The sequence below is a fragment of the Ligilactobacillus salitolerans genome (genome assembly GCF_003864415.1).
Lineage (GTDB): Bacteria > Bacillota > Bacilli > Lactobacillales > Lactobacillaceae > Ligilactobacillus > Ligilactobacillus salitolerans.
The window spans coordinates 1-16,130 of sequence record NZ_BFFP01000048.1 but is presented as its reverse complement, the minus strand read 5'-3'; the positions used below and the strand labels follow the sequence as shown (position 1 = coordinate 16,130).

At 44.3% G+C, this 16,130-nt stretch carries 16 protein-coding genes; 4 read left to right on the top strand and 12 right to left on the bottom strand.

Going from position 1 to position 16,130, the window contains the following annotated elements; all coding sequences use genetic code 11:
- Nucleotides 1–164 (top strand): transposase (locus LFYK43_RS11000; RefSeq protein ID WP_148095624.1); only part of this gene is annotated, 164 nt, incomplete at its 5' end.
- A 353-nt stretch (nt 165–517) separates the two neighbouring features.
- On the opposite strand, the gene LFYK43_RS10995 is transcribed toward LFYK43_RS11000, so the two are convergent.
- The 8 genes from LFYK43_RS10995 to LFYK43_RS10960 form a co-directional block, all read right to left on the bottom strand.
- Nucleotides 518–1,309: an OmpA/MotB family protein gene (locus LFYK43_RS10995; RefSeq protein WP_124978256.1), complete on the bottom strand. Its 792-nt coding sequence runs from the start codon at nt 1,307–1,309 to the stop codon at nt 518–520.
- A 20-nt stretch (nt 1,310–1,329) separates the two neighbouring features.
- On the bottom strand, nt 1,330–2,112 hold the full coding sequence (locus LFYK43_RS10990; RefSeq protein WP_124978254.1) for a MotA/TolQ/ExbB proton channel family protein: 783 nt from the start codon (nt 2,110–2,112) through the stop codon (nt 1,330–1,332).
- 243 nt (nt 2,113–2,355) lie between these two features.
- Nucleotides 2,356–2,739, bottom strand: coding sequence for a flagellar export chaperone FliS (gene fliS, locus LFYK43_RS10985; protein ID WP_124978252.1), 384 nt, complete (start codon nt 2,737–2,739; stop codon nt 2,356–2,358).
- A 43-nt stretch (nt 2,740–2,782) separates the two neighbouring features.
- Nucleotides 2,783–3,118: a hypothetical protein gene (locus tag LFYK43_RS10980; protein WP_124978250.1), complete on the bottom strand. Its 336-nt coding sequence runs from the start codon at nt 3,116–3,118 to the stop codon at nt 2,783–2,785.
- A 26-nt stretch (nt 3,119–3,144) separates the two neighbouring features.
- The gene (gene fliD, locus LFYK43_RS10975; RefSeq protein ID WP_124978248.1) at nt 3,145–4,611 is read right to left on the bottom strand and encodes a flagellar filament capping protein FliD; all 1,467 of its coding nucleotides are present in this window, start codon (nt 4,609–4,611) and stop codon (nt 3,145–3,147) included.
- 9 nt (nt 4,612–4,620) lie between these two features.
- Entirely contained in the window at nt 4,621–5,055 is a 435-nt protein-coding gene (locus LFYK43_RS10970; RefSeq protein WP_124978246.1) for a flagellar protein FlaG, read from the bottom strand.
- A gap of 198 nt (nt 5,056–5,253) precedes the next feature.
- A complete protein-coding gene (locus LFYK43_RS10965; RefSeq protein WP_124978244.1) occupies nt 5,254–6,108 on the bottom strand; it encodes a flagellin N-terminal helical domain-containing protein in 855 nt (284 codons plus the stop codon).
- A 188-nt stretch (nt 6,109–6,296) separates the two neighbouring features.
- On the bottom strand, nt 6,297–7,133 hold the full coding sequence (locus tag LFYK43_RS10960) for a flagellin N-terminal helical domain-containing protein (protein WP_124978242.1): 837 nt from the start codon (nt 7,131–7,133) through the stop codon (nt 6,297–6,299).
- Nucleotides 7,134–7,363: 230 nt separating this feature from the next.
- Between LFYK43_RS10960 and LFYK43_RS12885 the strand changes: the two genes are divergently transcribed.
- Nucleotides 7,364–7,543 (top strand): hypothetical protein, encoded by a 180-nt coding sequence (locus tag LFYK43_RS12885; RefSeq protein WP_229718028.1) that lies wholly within the window; start codon nt 7,364–7,366, stop codon nt 7,541–7,543.
- Nucleotides 7,544–7,723: 180 nt separating this feature from the next.
- On the opposite strand, the gene apf is transcribed toward LFYK43_RS12885, so the two are convergent.
- Together apf and LFYK43_RS10945 are read right to left on the bottom strand one after the other, a co-directional pair.
- Entirely contained in the window at nt 7,724–8,356 is a 633-nt protein-coding gene (gene apf, locus LFYK43_RS10950) for an aggregation-promoting factor (protein WP_124978240.1), read from the bottom strand.
- 78 nt (nt 8,357–8,434) lie between these two features.
- The gene (locus LFYK43_RS10945) at nt 8,435–9,646 is read right to left on the bottom strand and encodes a methyl-accepting chemotaxis protein (protein WP_124978238.1); all 1,212 of its coding nucleotides are present in this window, start codon (nt 9,644–9,646) and stop codon (nt 8,435–8,437) included.
- A gap of 307 nt (nt 9,647–9,953) precedes the next feature.
- Here LFYK43_RS10945 and LFYK43_RS10940 point away from each other — a divergent pair, with 307 nt between their 5' ends.
- Together LFYK43_RS10940 and LFYK43_RS10935 are read left to right on the top strand one after the other, a co-directional pair.
- The gene (locus tag LFYK43_RS10940; RefSeq protein WP_158609241.1) at nt 9,954–12,029 is read left to right on the top strand and encodes a GH25 family lysozyme; all 2,076 of its coding nucleotides are present in this window, start codon (nt 9,954–9,956) and stop codon (nt 12,027–12,029) included.
- Between the two features lie 155 nt (nt 12,030–12,184).
- Nucleotides 12,185–13,183: an aldo/keto reductase gene (locus LFYK43_RS10935; protein ID WP_124978235.1), complete on the top strand. Its 999-nt coding sequence runs from the start codon at nt 12,185–12,187 to the stop codon at nt 13,181–13,183.
- 298 nt (nt 13,184–13,481) lie between these two features.
- Here the strand turns inward: LFYK43_RS10935 and LFYK43_RS10930 are convergent, their stop codons facing one another.
- Both LFYK43_RS10930 and LFYK43_RS10925 read right to left on the bottom strand, forming a co-directional pair.
- Nucleotides 13,482–15,413: an acyltransferase family protein gene (locus LFYK43_RS10930; RefSeq protein ID WP_124978233.1), complete on the bottom strand. Its 1,932-nt coding sequence runs from the start codon at nt 15,411–15,413 to the stop codon at nt 13,482–13,484.
- Nucleotides 15,376–15,795: an MORN repeat-containing protein gene (locus tag LFYK43_RS10925; protein ID WP_229718027.1), complete on the bottom strand. Its 420-nt coding sequence runs from the start codon at nt 15,793–15,795 to the stop codon at nt 15,376–15,378. The genes LFYK43_RS10930 and LFYK43_RS10925 overlap by 38 nt, the downstream gene beginning before the upstream one ends.
- Between the last annotated feature and the right edge of the window lie 335 nt (nt 15,796–16,130).

The following is a 16,130-nucleotide window of genomic DNA, read 5'->3' as shown; positions in this document are numbered from 1 at the left end:
CCAACAACAAAATCAAGGTTATCAAGAAGACTGCCTATGGCTTTAGAAACTTTGCCAACTTCCGCCTGCGTATTCTCCTGGCATTAAAGACCAGTTTTTTAAGCATGAATATGCGCAGAGAGATCAAAAAAGCCACCCGTCCCATTCAGGAACAGGTAGCTTGATCAAGCTATACCAATTTTTTGAAATTTTAAATATCATTCCCCATCAGTACCACTTGACGAAGAGCCTGTTTTTGCTCAAATAAGGCTTTGATGCTTGCAAAATCAAGCTTTCCCAGGAGTATCATGTTTTTATATTAAAGTATCACTACAATATTATTGACTGTCTTGGATATTTAAAATCCATATTTGTTAAAGTGCGACAGCTTTGAAATCGAATAGCTGTTATCTTTGCTTATTGTCTTTTTATATTTTTCATTTCGCTTTCGCAAAACAACATCATTCTTTTTCAATGTACACAACCTAAATTCATTTACTTTAATTATCACACCATTATTTTTATTTTACATTTATTTTTAGTCGGTCTCTGCTTTGATCACCAGTTCAACACGGCGATTTTGAGCCCGCCCTTGTGCGGTCTCATTGCTGGCTTTCGCCTGATTTTCACCATAGGCTCTGATTGAAACATTACCTTCAACTAATGCATTCTCTTTCACAAAAAAGTGCATGACCGAGACCGCCCGCGCGGATGAAAGCTCCCAGTTGCTAGGATATTGGGCTGATTTTTGCGGAACATTATCGGTATAACCAGCGATCATCACCTGGTTGTTGCGCAGCTTGCTTAATTTCGGCCCTAATTGTCTGAGTGCCTGCTGGGCTGGGCCAGTCAAATCGGCGCTCCCGCTATCAAATAAAATGCTGCTGTCGAGATTAAAATGGAGACCATCAGACTTCAAGGTTGCCTTAGTATTGCCCATATCCAACTGACGGGCGGTTTCATTTAAGCTCTGGGCAATTTCTTTGATCTGCTGCTTTTGATTTTGTTCCGTCAGCGTCCCACGCACTGTGTGTTCGCGTTTTTGAGCTGCTTTCTTTGTCTTTGGGTCTTTCGCTTCACCCGCTGGCGTCTTGCTGGCAACCGAGGGAGAATCAAGTGCAACTACCATCGAACCGCTATCTGACTTGTCTGGTGGATCGACTGCCATGATCGAGCCGAATTCTGATTTGATTTCTTGAAACTTCCTATCGTCCACCTTCGCTGAAGCAAACATCACGATGAATAAAGCAAGCAACAGCGTCAACATATCAGAATAAGGAAGCATCCACCCTTCGCTGTTTTCTTCACTGTTTTTCTTTTTCCTCTGCATGCCCATCCTGCTTTCTGTGCCTACTTATTCTTCTCGATTTGTTCGCGATTGACCTCACTGATCATGCTCTCCAGATTATGTTCCATCGTCTTGGCGGAAACTCCTTCTTCAATGGCTAAAGTGCCTGCCATGATCAGTTCCATCTGCTGGAGCTCTTGTTGCGACTTGCGCTTCAAGCGCTTGGCAAACGGCAAGAATAACAGATAGCCGCAAAAAATACCAAACAAGGTAGCCACGAAAGCAGATGAGATCGACTCGCCTAAAACATTAACGTTATTCAAGTGACCTAAGGCGCCGATCAGACCGATCACAGCCCCCATCACCCCCAAAGTTGGCGAAGTGCTCCCGGCTGTCTGGAACATAGCAGCGCCGCGAGCATGCCTCTCCTCCGTAGAATCGATCTCGTTTTGCATGATGACTTCGATTTGTTCCTTATCGATCCCATCAACAACCATTTCCATGCCGCGTTTCAAAAAGGTATCTTCAACCGGGTCCAGGTTATTGACCGGGGTTTCCAAAGCCAATAATCCTTCACGCCGTGCGACATTTGAGAGATCAACTAATTTATTGATCGTTGCCCGGTAATCATAAGTCCGATTCTGGAATAAGACTTTAAAAATTCCCGGGAAACGTTTGATATCTGATAATGGGTAGCCATTGATCAAGGCCACGATGATACCGCCAAAAATAATCATCATTGCTTCCGGGCTAAACAAAACTGCCAAACTAGCTCCCTTCAGCAGCATCCCCGTCACAATGATGATCAAGGCCGCGATCACGCCGAGTACTAAAAACAGATCCATTCTCTTTTCCTCCTATTTCATACTTCCACTTATAGTTATCGGACAGAATGCCAAATGTTTAAGGTCCTAAAGGCAAAAAAATAAACAGAAATTTTTTATTTTCCTGTTCCAGTTTTTTCTTGAATTGTTTGTTACCAAATCAGTGCTGCACTCAACACTTTTGCCGCCTATTCACAGCTGTTCAATTTCACCAAAAAACACCGCCGCGCCAATGATTCAGCGTGACGGTGCTTTATGTTTAACCTAATTTTGCCCAACTTGTTCCCAAGTCTCTAATAACTCTTGCAGCAAGTTTACCACAGACGGCAGTTTCGTTTGATCCTTGCCCAGGTTAGCTTCCATTAATTGCTGGTTCATAAAATCATACAACTTATCCAAGTTGGCAGTTAACTGTGCATCGACCGAATGATCAAGCGAAAAGCGCAGTTCATCAATGATGTCTTGTGCTTTGACTAACTGATAATTGGCTTGTTCAAAATGATTTTGTTCAATCGCCATCCCAGCCAGTTTAACTGCCTTGATCGCTCCTGAAAGCAGTAAACTGATCAATTTATTAGCTGAAGCTGTTAGAACTTGGTTTTTCAGATAAAATTCCTGCTGTTTTTGTGCTTGTCTTGCTGCATCCATTTTTTGATCCCCCACTATTTTATACTCGTGCTGCTAACTTATCTCAGTAATCCAATTCGATCACGGTACCATCTGCCATCTGCTGCTGGTAGGGACCGCCTTTCTTTTGTCTTTGCTGGTCCAGTTGGCGTAATTGCACCAGCACATCTTGCTTCTCGTTTTTAACGAGCAAGATCAGCTCCTGATACTTAGTAATTGTAGCCTGCAGGTCAGTTTGCTGCTGCGTATTGAGCCTCAGCTGCTGTCCGCTAGCCTGCATGCGTTTCAGCAAGCTGTTATTTTTTTGCAGTAGGCGCGGTAAGGAGTTCAGGTCTTGGTCCCAACCAAAAGTATTTTGTTTAAGTTCAGCCAGAATTTCAATCATTTCAGTTTGTTCCAAGCCTATTTTCCTCCTCGTGAAAAATCTTAGTTATTACTGCTGCTATTGGTGCCCAACTGGCTTTGCATATAATCCAATTGAGACTGGGCGTTCATCATCATCGTGTCCAAGGCAGTGAACTGAGTAATATATTGTTCGCGCTTGGCTGCCAGCCGTTCGGTAAAGTCATCGATTTGGTCATTTAGACTCTTGACCATTTTATCCAAACTTGTTGTCGTATTATTAATGACCGACTTGTGATCATCCGTATCAGTAATGAAGGTATTTAACAGTGAATTAAGTTGAGTCGTATAGCCTTTGTCTTGCGTATCATCGAATTCATCGACTTGAACATAAAAGAAATCATGCACTTTTTCAGGCGATTCATCCAACTGCTCTTGCAACTTAGCCGAGTCAAGGCTCAAAACTCCGTCCTTATCAACAGACAACCCCAGTTGGTAGGCTCCTAAAGTACTGTTGGTGTTAGTTTTATCAGACTGAGTAACTAGGCTGCGCAAAGAAGACTGCAGTCTTTGCAAGGTAGAATCACCCACCAAGTCACCTTGGGTGTTCGTTGTAGTCGAGTCAGAGCTTGAACTGGTTGGATCACCAACATCAAGGTAACCCTTAATAATGCTCATTGTACTATTATACTGATCAACGAAATCCTGCACTGCTTTCACAGTGGTCGAACTATCGTTTACCAGCGATAAAGAAACTGAGTTTGCAGCGTCTGTGACCTTTTTTAAGGTGAGCGTCGCGCCCTCGATCCCATCAGTCACGGTATTACTGTCGCGCTCCATTTCAATTCCGTCCAGCGTAAACTTGGCCGCTTGCCCCAAGGCAGCGTCTCCAGTCAAGCCAAGAGCAGCTAGCGTGTCGCCGTTGGCGCTCTGGTCTAGCGTGCTGGAGTGTTGACCAGCAGCATTATTGGTCAAAACCAAACGACGATCGATCACTGTGGCGGAAACGCCCACGGTAGACGATTGCTTGTTGATTTTATCCGCAATGTCCACCAGTGAATCACCAGCTGAAATTTCGATGTCAACTGTTGCAGGTGAATCGTCTGTAACAGTACCTGAATAAGCAAAAGTTAATTTGCCGGTCAAATCAAGCGCGGTCTTATTAGATTTAACGCTCGTCAACTGAGAACCGGTCAATTTAGTCTGCTTGGCCAACTGTTCAATTTCTAATGCAAACTCGCCGCCGCTTTTAGAATTTGCGGAACCGCTGATCGTCGCATAGTCTTCAGCTGAACTTTTAGTCGTCTTAGTGTAATAAGAATCATTATTTTGCAATGTCTGGAGCTTAGTCTGAAGGTTGCTCAAAGTTGATGAAACTGAACTCCAAGCTGCTTTTTGCTTATTATAAGTTGTGACCTTATTTTGCAGTAAAATTTTGCCGCCTGACTCGGCTTCGATCAGTTGATCAACAACATCTGTTGTGATCCCTGAGTACTGGCCCATAAAGCTTAGCCCCGCATTGGCTGAAGTCGCTGATGTAATATCTGCCATACTATCTCACTATCCTTTCCGGTCGACTGCGATCCCCATCTGATCCCAAATCTTGCCGACCACGTCTAACATCTGGTGCGACGGGATCTCTTTGAGGACCTTACCGCTTTGCATGTCCACCATTTGAACATACTCGTGGCCAGTCCGTTGATGAATCTCAAATCTCAGCTTGAAGTCGCGCCCCAGGATCTTTTGATTCATCGTCGCGACTGCCTTTTGCAATTCTTGACTGTCCACAGGTATATCATCGGCTGAATCTTCGCTTTGTTTAAGCTTAGATTGCGAATTTTCTTGAAAAAGTCTAGCAATATTTTTTTCTTGGTCCTTACGAATAAAAGATTCATCCATTAAAGACGTATCCATTTCGTAGCTGTCGGTATCAACCTTTTTAACTTTATCGACTGGCGGTGTCGGGTTGACTTGCGGCATATTGTAAATTTCCATGATGATCCTCCTTCCCCATATTATAAAATTAAACTGAAAGCCTACGCCCGGATAATCATCTTTCAGTTGGTCTTTTGCTTGAAGACCAGCCAATTGCTACTCTTTTTTCATAGATTCACTCCAATTTGAAAATCTTAAAAAAAGCCGACCGCCGAAAAAACGACGATCGGCCACTGCCAAAATGTAATTGAGTTGTTATTAACCTTGAAGCAAGGAAAGAACACTGTTTGGCATTGCGTTAGCTTGTGCCAGCATTGATGTTGCTGCCTGAGAAAGGATGTTAGACTTCGTAAAGTTCATCATTTCTTCAGCCATATCAACGTCTTCGATCCGTGAGTTAGCTTCAGAAAGGTTTTCTGTAGTTGTGCTCAAGTTGTTGATCGTATGGTTCAAGCCGTTTTGAGTTGCGCCCAATTCAGCACGCTGTTCAGAAACTTTTTCGATAGCTGTACCAACTGTTGTGATTGCAGCTTGTGCGCCAGCAACTGATGATAAATCAATACCAGTACCATCAACACCCAAAGCTGTAGTGTCCATCTTCTTCAAAGTGATGCTGTCTGTTTGGCCTTGGCTTGCACCAACTTGGAAAGTCAAAGTAATAGTATCGGCTGTGGAAGCACCTGTGGTTGCGTCAACAGTACCCATCAATAATTGCTTCTTGTTGAACTCTGTGTTCTTAGCAATATCATTGATGTTCTTTTGGAGTTTATTGATTTCTTTAGTGATCTTTGTACGATCATCGTCTGTCAAAGTTTCGTTTGATGCTTGAACAGACAAGTCGTTCATCCGGCTTAGGATGCTGTGTGTTTCGCTTAAAGCACCTTCAGCAGTTTGGATCAAAGAAATACCATCTTGGGCATTGCGCTTAGCTTGCTTCATTCCGCCGATCTGAGCTTTCATTTTTTCAGAAATTGCCAAACCTGCAGCATCGTCGCCGGCGCGGTTGATGCGCTTGCCGGATGAAAGTTTTGCCAGAGATGAACTCTTGGCGTCATTAGCAGCTGTCAGACGTGAGTATGTGTTCAAAGCTGCAACGTTAGTGTTGATTCTCATTGTAAGGTCCCCCATTGTAATTTTTTGTTTTTGTCGCTTACAGATATATATATCGGACTAACTCATTAATGTTAAAGCCCTAAATCAAAAAATATTTAAAAAATATCTTGCTGAAAGTATTTTTCCATTAAAAAACAGAGACCCCTTTTAAAAAGCACAAAAGAGGTCTCTGTTTTAACAAAATGATCTTAGCCTTGAAGCAAGGAAAGAACACTGTTTGGCATTGCGTTAGCTTGTGCCAGCATTGATGTTGCTGCTTGTGAAAGGATGTTAGACTTCGTAAAGTTCATCATTTCTTCAGCCATATCAACGTCTTCGATCCGTGAGTTAGCTTCAGAAAGGTTTTCTGTAGTTGTGCTCAAGTTGTTGATCGTATGGTTCAAGCCGTTTTGAGTTGCGCCCAATTCAGCACGCTGTTCGGAAACTTTTTCGATAGCATCGCTGACTGTTGTGATCGCTGCTTGTGCACCAGCAACCGTACCCAAGTCAACTTTAGCAGTATCTACGCCCAAAGCAGCAGTATCCATCTTTTTCAATGTGATGCTGTCTGTTTGACCTTCACTTGCACCAACTTGGAAAGTTAAAGTCAAGTCACCTGTACCGGCTGTATCGCCCATCAATAACTGCTTCTTGTTGAACTCGGTGTTCTTAGCAATGTCATCGATGTTCTTTTGTAATTTAGTAATTTCTTTGGTGATCTTTGTACGATCTTCGTCTGTCAAAGTATCGTTTGATGCTTGAACAGATAAATCATTCATCCGGCTCAAGATGCTGTGTGTTTCGCTTAAAGCACCTTCAGCAGTTTGGATCAAAGAAATACCATCCTGGGCGTTACGCTTAGCTTGCTTCATCCCGCCGATCTGAGCTTTCATTTTTTCAGAAATTGCCAAACCTGCAGCATCGTCGCCGGCGCGGTTGATGCGCTTGCCGGATGAAAGTTTTGCCAGAGATGAACTCTTGGCGTCATTAGCAGCTGTCAGACGTGAGTATGTGTTCAAAGCTGCAACGTTAGTGTTAATTCTCATTGTAAGGTCCCCCATTTTTAATTTTTTGTCTTTGTCGCTTACAAATATATATATCGGAGGAGATTTCAAATTGTTTAAGCCCAAAATCAAAAAAATATTTAAAACAGGTTTTGATAGGAACTTTTCTCCAATAAAACCACGGTCTAACTTTTGATATTCTGATGTTATAAGTTTAGCTAACAAGAAGTTTTAAGGGCAGTGACTGTCTTATCCCCTGTGAGGTGAGGTCTATGGGCACATGGAATGATCCGCAGAAAGGTTTCACGGTCAATGAGCGTCTTCCGGACGCTATCGTTGATTTTTCTGGCTTTAACGTTTTTATTAACGTTGCTAGATTATATCAACAAACACTAAAAAAAGCCGCCCTCTCAAACTTTGGCGAGTTGAGGGCGACTATTTGTAGTCTCTGATATTAACCACCGTCTTTGAAACGGCTTGTGCAAGAGCTATGTTAACGCATAGCTCTTTTTCTTTACACTAGAATTATACCATCTTTTTAAAAATATGTCATGGTAAGCGGCAGTTTTTAGCTATCTCAGCCTTAAAATCCAGAACTAATACAGTTTAGCATTGCCTTAGCCCGTGTCATCTTAGTACCAGTGATGGCTGACCCAGTGTTTTTGCGCGGTGACCCAATTTCCATAACGATCAGCTACATACTTGGCTGCAACCTTCTCTTGATTAGCCGGTGAAAAATCACCATTCAAATAATCCTTGTCCAGCTGATACTTGCCGATATACCGGCCATTGCGAGCATTGTAATTATTGCTCGATTCATGCTGAATGATGTAGTCGCGGGCAGTTTTCTCTGCCCCCGTCAACGGCGGTTCCAAGCTTTCACTGTCTGAGCCCACACTCTGACTGGTTGTACTGTCGTCTACAGTCTCGACACCCGCTAAACTGCTTGATACTCCCGTGGCTGTTGTACTGGTTGTCGTTCCTGTTGGACTGCTCTGCCCAGGGATCGTCAGGTTTTGCCCAGCCAAAATCAAATTGGGATCTTGGAGCTGATTTGCCTGGACAATAGCGTCTGTGGTCGTCTGGTATTTTTCAGCTAATTCCGAAACCGTGTCGCCCCATTTCACCTTAAGCGTCTTCGAACCAGCTTGAACTTTGCTTGACAGTACGGTCGCAAACTTAGCTGCCTGGTCTGCATTCGCTTGATTAGCCGTTCCAGCCTGTTGCGGCTGATTGGTCAGTGTAACATTGTTAATTGCATTCATTGAAAAAATTTCATTCCCCTAATAATTGTTTGCTCAACTTTTCATTATACAAGTTTATCTAACTTTGAAAAGACTTTTTTACCGGATCTCAAATTGGTGAACTGCCTGATCAAGTGTTTTCGCGTTTTGCTGCAAATCTTTAATGTAGTTGCCAACTTCGGTCATGGTGGCAAGTATTTCTTGCGTATTGGCAGAAACTTGTTGCGTGCTGGCCGCATTTTCTTGCGTTCCAGCTGAAGTGCTTTCCAGGTTGTTCAGAACTTGTTCTTGAATTAGCGCGATTTTTTCACTGACTTTTTTCCCTTGTTCGACCCCGGAAGCCATCGCCTCATTAGTCTCCTGAACATTCTTAGTCGCAGCCATCGCCTGTTTGATCAGTTCCGTTTCAGTCTGTCCGCCTTGCAGCGAAGCATTCGCTTGAGCAACGATTTCATCCGATCCCGTTTGGATCAGCCCAATGATCTCGGTGATCTGTTTGGTAGCCTGAGCACTTTGTTCAGCTAACTTGCGAATCTCCGCAGCCACGACTGAAAAACCGGCACCAGCTTCACCCGCACTTGCAGCCTCAATTGAAGCATTCAAAGCCAGCAGATTCGTTTGTTGTGAAATATCATCGATCACTGTCACAATTTGGGTGATATTTTGGACGTGCTGGTCTGATTGCTTGACTGTTTTCATTAAAGTCTGCAGCTGTTTCATTTGCTCTTGCCAATGGTGGGCTACTTGTTCCATCACTTTCAAACTACTGTGTCCCCGCTCAGATGCTTGCGTAGCGGAGGACTTTACCTGCTCAACATTTTCACCCATCTCGTTGACAAAATTAGTCAGCCTTTGCAACTGTTCCACACTTTGCTGGGTCTCTGTCGCTTGACTGGCAGTAGTTTCTGCAATACCAGCGACAGTCTGAGTCGTCTCTTCGGCCGAGCGTGTTGTTTGCACAGATAATTCTTCTAAAGCTGCAGTCTTATCAGCAACTGAATCGGTGTCTGTCTGAATGCGACTGAGCATTTCGCCCAAGGAAGCGACCATTTCATTATATTTGGATGACATTTGCTGAAATTCTTGTCCATTCTGATCGGCATTGATCATCCACGCGCCTGCTTTTTGGAAAAAATGATCCAGACCGTTGGCATTTAATTTGAAATCGACTGCCCGCTTCGGGATCCGCTCGATCTGTCCTTGACCGATTTGTGCAAAAAATTCTGTATATAAAACTAAGATATTGGAATAAAACTTAGAGATCACTATGGCTGCTATGATGCTGATCACGACCACGACCCCTGCACTCATAAGTAAACCTGGCCAGAATGCTGCGCTAAAAGTCTGTTGCTCGTAATGGCCATGCAAGGATAAATATAGGCCCCCGCCTACGATTGCCGCCAGCAGCAGTGCAAAAAAATCATGCCGCCAACAATAGCAGTACTAATGTGTTTCTTCTTTTCTTCTTTCACGATAATTCCCCCTATTCTAACTATCGGTAAAAAAAGAAATATTTTAAGCAATAATTTTCAGAAAAGTTCTTCTTTCATTGACTTCTATGCAAAAGTTACCTTATATTTTTATAAGTAGAGTATTTTTAGATTTAGGGGGAAGAAAATTGAATTCACAACAACGAAGGCTCGTCCAAAAGAAGTGCCATCACACACGGATCAACAAAGCACTTTTGACTTCTGGTCTGACAGCCTTGGGCTTGAGCGGTGCTTTGTTATCGGCTCAGCCACTGGCACACGCCAATACCACGGTCAACGAAACATCAACCAGCATAACTAGTACTTCAACATCAGAAAATAGCAGTTCAGAGGTGTCCAGCGTTTCCAGCTCCACGCGCTCTGAGGTAAAAACCGATTCGCCAGCAGTAAACGATACTGAAAAGAGCGAACCTAACGCACCTACTAGCCAGGCAGACCAAGTTTCGACTGCGCAAGATTCAGAAAAAGAAAGTTCGACAGATAAGCGGTCAGAAGCAGACAGTTCTGCGGCTAAAACAGAAACTTCAGCCAATAAAGCAACTACTAGTCAGGTAAAATCGACTGCTGAGCAAGCCGCAGTTGCTACGGATCCTGCTGTATCCCAACAGGCAGCAACGTCATCAACCGCAGATACATCATCAGCTAAGGTGACAGCTAAAAAGCACGGTTTACAAGCCAGAGCTGCGGAAAGTCAAGTGGACTCTTTTGAAATTGGTGATGCTCGTTACACATCCGCCGACGCTGTTGATGTCGCATCTTACCAAAGCTGGATGACTCAGTCCGACTTTAACTATTTGAAAAGCAAAGGCGTCAAAACGGTCACTGTCAAGCTGACAGAAAACTCAAATTATACCAACCCGTATGCAAAATCCCAACTGGCGATGGCAACCAAAGCAGGAATGAACGTGGCAGTCTACCATTTCGTGCGTTTCAACAACCAAATCAAGGCTAAAGCTGAAGCTGCTTACATGGCCTCAGTGCTCAAAAGCTTAGGCTTATCCAAAACGATGTTGATCTTTGCTGACATCGAAAGCACAGAAACCATGCAGGCCAACATTAACATGGGCCAAGCTTTGCAGGCGTTTTGGAACATTCTAAATCAAAGCGGTTATAAAAACCATGGAGTCTACGTCGGTCCATACTACACCTATTTAAATCAGGTAGTTGGAACCGTTGGCAAATCCAAAACCTGGTTAGCCCAATACCCCTACTCACCAACTAAAGGCGGTTACTATGAGCAAGAATGGAAAAAAGCAGGTTACGGCGGCTGGCAATTTTCTTCAGCCGCAAAACTCCGAGGGTATAGTCTTGATGTCTCACATTCTTTCAATGATTTGCTAACGCAATTTAACTCAAGTAATAACCAAATTAACGGTCAGTATAATATAAACGGTTCCTGGTACCTTTTTAAGAACGGTAAAAAACAGACTGGTTGGCAATATTTGGCAGGACAAAAGAAAACCGTCTACTATAACGGCTCTGGCCAAATGCTTCATGGTCAAAAAAAAATTGGCGGTAAATGGTATTTGCTCGATTCCACGACTGGGGCGAGAAAAACTGGTTGGCAGACTAGCAGCAAGCAAAAGTTTTACTACAATGCACAAGGTCAGAAACAATTCGGCGAACTTCAAATCAACGGCAAATGGTATTTGTTTGACTCCAGTACTGGTGCCATGAAAATTGGGTGGCAGCACTTAGCCAAAGGCAACCGTAACGTGTACTATAATGCTCAGGGACAAATGATGTACGGGGAACAGAGAATTGGTAATAAGTGGTATTTGCTCGATTCCAGGACTGGGGCTAAAAAAACTGGCTGGCAGCACTTAGCCAAGGGCAACCGTACCGTGTACTACAATGCTCAGGGGCAAATGATGTACGGGGAACAGAGAATTGGTAATAAGTGGTATTTGCTCGATTCCAGGACTGGGGCTAAAAAAACTGGCTGGCAGCACTTAGCCAAGGGCAACCGTACCGTGTACTACAATGCTCAGGGGCAAATGATGTACGGGGAACAGAGAATTGGCGGTAAGTGGTATCTGCTGGATTCCACGACCGGGGCCAGAAAAACCGGCTGGCAGCACTTAGCCAAGGGCAACCGCACTGTGTACTACAATGCTCAAGGACAAATGATGTACGGTGAACAGAAAATTGGCGGTAAAACATATCTTTTTGACAAGCAAACTGGCGCTTTAAAAGTAAAGTGATGAATAACGCAATCCCTTGTACATATCAGGGGCTTGCGTTTTTATTTAAGCTCAGCAACTCAAGTGAATGGATACCGTCTGATTTTAAATTTGCCGAAATAACCGTTATACTGGAAGTGCAATAAAATAATACTCCATTAGAGAGGGGAACTTTTATGTATTTAGCAGATGAAAACCGCTACAACAAGCTGCCGCACCGGCGCGTCGGTGATACTGGGCTGCGTTTGCCCTTGATCTCGCTTGGATTATGGCATAATTTCAGCAGCGCCGATCCACTATATGACCGCAAAAAGGTGATCCTAAAAGCCTTTGACCTAGGTGTCTTCAGTTTTGACTGCGCTGACCACTATGGTTCACCTGAAATTGGTACTTCTGAATCTCTGTTAGGCCAGGTTTTGGCAGACGAACTCAAACCTTACCGTGACGAATTAGTGATCACATCCAAGGTCGGCTACCGCACGATTCCTGGTCCTTATGGCCACTTCTTATCGAGGAAAACGATCCTGCAATCGATCGACCGAACCTTAGAGCGGCTGCAAACAGACTACGTTGATGTCTATTATGCGCATCGTTTCGACCCCAATACTGATCTCTGGGAAACTGTCCAAGCGCTTGATGATGTCGTTCGTTCCGGTAAAGCCTTATACATTGGGATCTCCAACTTCAACACGGAACAAGCTAAGACAGCTGCCAAAATGTTTGACGACTTGGGAACACCCTACACGGTCAACCAAGTTTCGTATAACATGCTCAACCGCCGGCCAGAAAAAATCGGCTTAGTCGATGAGATGAAACAGCAAAATCGCGGCATCGTAGCCTACGGACCGTTGGCAGAAGGCCTGTTGAGCGACCGCTATTTGAAAGGTGTGCCCGCTGATTTTAACATTCACCCAACCAGCAAATATATCATGCAGGCTGGAAGGGACAAGATCACAACTGCAATCAACGGACTAAACGAATTGGCCCATCAACGCAACCAGAGTTTGGCTCAGATGGCTTTGGCTTGGCTGCTCAAAGATCCAGTCGTTTCCTCAGTCATCATTGGGACGACCAGCGTTGACCATTTGAAAGACAACTTGCAAGCTGCCAAAAACATCAAGTTTGACCAATCAGAGCTTGATGCCATCGATGAATTGACTAAAGATTTAGGTTAATATCACAAAAGAACTGCAAGGCGAAGAAAAAGCCTTTCAGTTCTTTTTTTGGTATCAGCCTCTATTCTCGCGTTACTTCGACTAACTTACGCGAGTTTAGTGCTTAATCTCCCATTACTTTGACCGACTTACGCGAGTTTATTCTCACCATCTTCTGCCTAAACAGATGTAGTTTAGTCGCTATTCTCACCATCTTCCGCTCAAACAGGTGTAGTTTAGCCGCTATTCTCACCATCTTCCACCGCATGAATCAGCCTAAAAAAAGGATGCGCCCTATAAACGCATCCCCAAATCAAGCTTATTTTGTTTTCGCCGGCTTCTTCGCCGCTTCGATCAGCCCTTGGTTCACTGTTTGCGCGTACAAATGATCGCCTGCTGGCCGCCCTGCAAAGTGAACCCCATCTGTGCCCTTAAAGACATCGGGGTGCTCACTGGCAGCCTTCCCCCAATCAGCAATCGTGATCCACTTGTATTTGCCAGGCAGAGTCTTCTCAAATTCGGCTAATTTAGAAGAGTTCCACGATGGTGTCGCCTGGGCATCGTATGGGGTCATAATAACCAGCTTGTGCCCCGGCTCAATATCGTTGATGATTTTTTTAGCCTGTTCCTCGTAATCATTTAAAGCATTAGTCCCAACACAAATCACAACGAATTCGCGCAGTGTCTTATTTTTTTGCTGGGTCATCAAGACCTTATAGGCTTTATCCAAGGTCCGGTCGCCTTCTGCATCAACTTGAGAATCAGCTACGTTGGGTTCTAGATAACGTCTAGTGCCTAGCGTCACGCTATCGCCGATAATTGAAACACCAGCCGGCAGATGATACTTTTTGGCAAGACTATCCTTGTTGTATTCACGATAATCATGGGTATTGCCAGCGGGTTTCTGCGGCTGCTTCGGCTTTTTAGGCGGCTTGACTTGTGCCATCACCGCATCCTTACTGTGGTTAATACCGTCGACATCCTGGTAGATCCCGCCGATCCAGAGGTTGCGCTCCAGCTTGGACATCCGCGGACTCTGCCAGACAGTCGTGCCAGTCAAGACAAGTAAGCCTGCAACCAGCACTAATAACGGTCGGGTTAGGATCGGGCCCTTGACGCGTGTGCCAAATAAGTGCGCAGCCCTGCCAGCGACTAGCGGCTCCACAATATAATAAGAAAAGGCCGCGAACAAAAAGCTCAATACAGTAGTCCAAACGGCTGCCCAACCATTACTCATCCGGTGGGCAAAAATCACGTAGAGCGGCCAGTGATAGAGATAAACACTGTAGGAACAGTCTGCGATAAAAGTGATAATCTTGGGTTCATTTAGCGTCGGCGTCTGTTCGTGCAAGATCCGTGCGCCTAAGATCATCAGGCACGCGCAGATCACAGACAGCAACATGCCAAATGGGTAAGTAAAGCTGTCTTTAAACTGAATGCCAAATGTCAATGCCAGTAAGCTGGCTAAGCCAAGCACCATCAAAATGATCGCCCGGCTAGCGGACCACTTGGCCATTTTTTGTTCAAATAAACGAGCCGGATGAGCAATCCCAGTCAGTGTGCTTAAAAATGCTCCAAAGAAGAACGGAAAGATATGCGTCCAAGTTGAAAAATAAACAGGCGAAAAATCTTTCAGTCCTTGACCGCCGTTTTTCATGGCAACCACACTCAAACAAGCAACCATCAGTGAAACAATGCCTAATAAAAAGCGAAAAAAGTTGTTTTGGCTGCGCGCGTTTAACGGCAAAATCCTGATCAGCCAGGAAAATAGCCAGACTAACAGGCCCCAGCCAATATAAAAATGCATTTCGACCGCTAGCGACCAAGTATGAACAAAGAGGTGCGGGATAAAGTTGTTTTCATAAGAACCGCCCGTCGCAATCTCAAAGTAATTGGTCACGAAACCGAAAGCTGCGGCGATTTGTTTGCCCAGTCCAGTAATAAAATCAGATCCGACCAAGTAAGTAAATGGGACTACGATCAGAACTGACAAAATCAGCGGCGGAACGATCCGATAAAACCGCCGCTGATAAAAACCGGCTAAGCTAAATGCTCCGCCGGTCGTGAATTCATCGATCATCAGCGCCGTGATTAAAAATCCGGAAAAAGCAAAGAAGACATCAACGCCGATAAAACCGCCCGGATAAGTATTTTGAAAGAAATGATAGCCTAAAACTAGAAATAATCCTGTGATCCGAACTAAACTGAACCATTTAATCCTGACTCTTTTTGGCTTGCTTGAAAATTCCATTGACAAACTCTCCTCGGTAGACTTGCTGTTTTTTCGTCGTTAACTTTCCGTGGCCGGTGACTTGGCCATTCTTGAAATGCCCGGCAAATTGCCAGCCCTGGTGTGACTTGAAGGTGCCAGCACCATCGAAACGGCCCTGCTTGAAGCGGCCTTGATACAGGTCGCCGTTCTTTAAGCGCAGTTTGCCCTGGCCGGAAAATTTATTCTTAAAGACAGTCCCGTCATAAACGATCCGTCCTCGATCTAACTGGTAGTGTTCAGTCGTTTGCCGTGGTGCCCTCAAGGCGATCCAAGCAAAAAAAACTAGCACAACGACCGTCACCAGCTCCGCTAGAGTCCTAAGCTGCTTAGCTTTCATCTGTGTTTCCCCCAACTTTTTCATGTCCGTTACTCATATTCTATCAAATTAGCAATGGTTTGCATAAAGAAAAGCAAATATTGTTCACCAAATTACGCTGATAGCGGCACAATGACCGTTCTTTTTAGATACATTTTTTTAAATTTAAATTAGGCAATCGGGTAGGAGATAGTTCACACTATCGACCTCCCACACCACCGTACGTACGGAACCGTATACGGCGGTTCAACAACTTAAGCTTTTGCTTGAATTGACTGATACAACTGGGACATGTTTAATAGGCCTCGCTGTGTCAGTCTTTTGTTTGTTATGGATATACACAGTGTTTTACTATGCGCATTGCGCCAGTACCCTTTCCG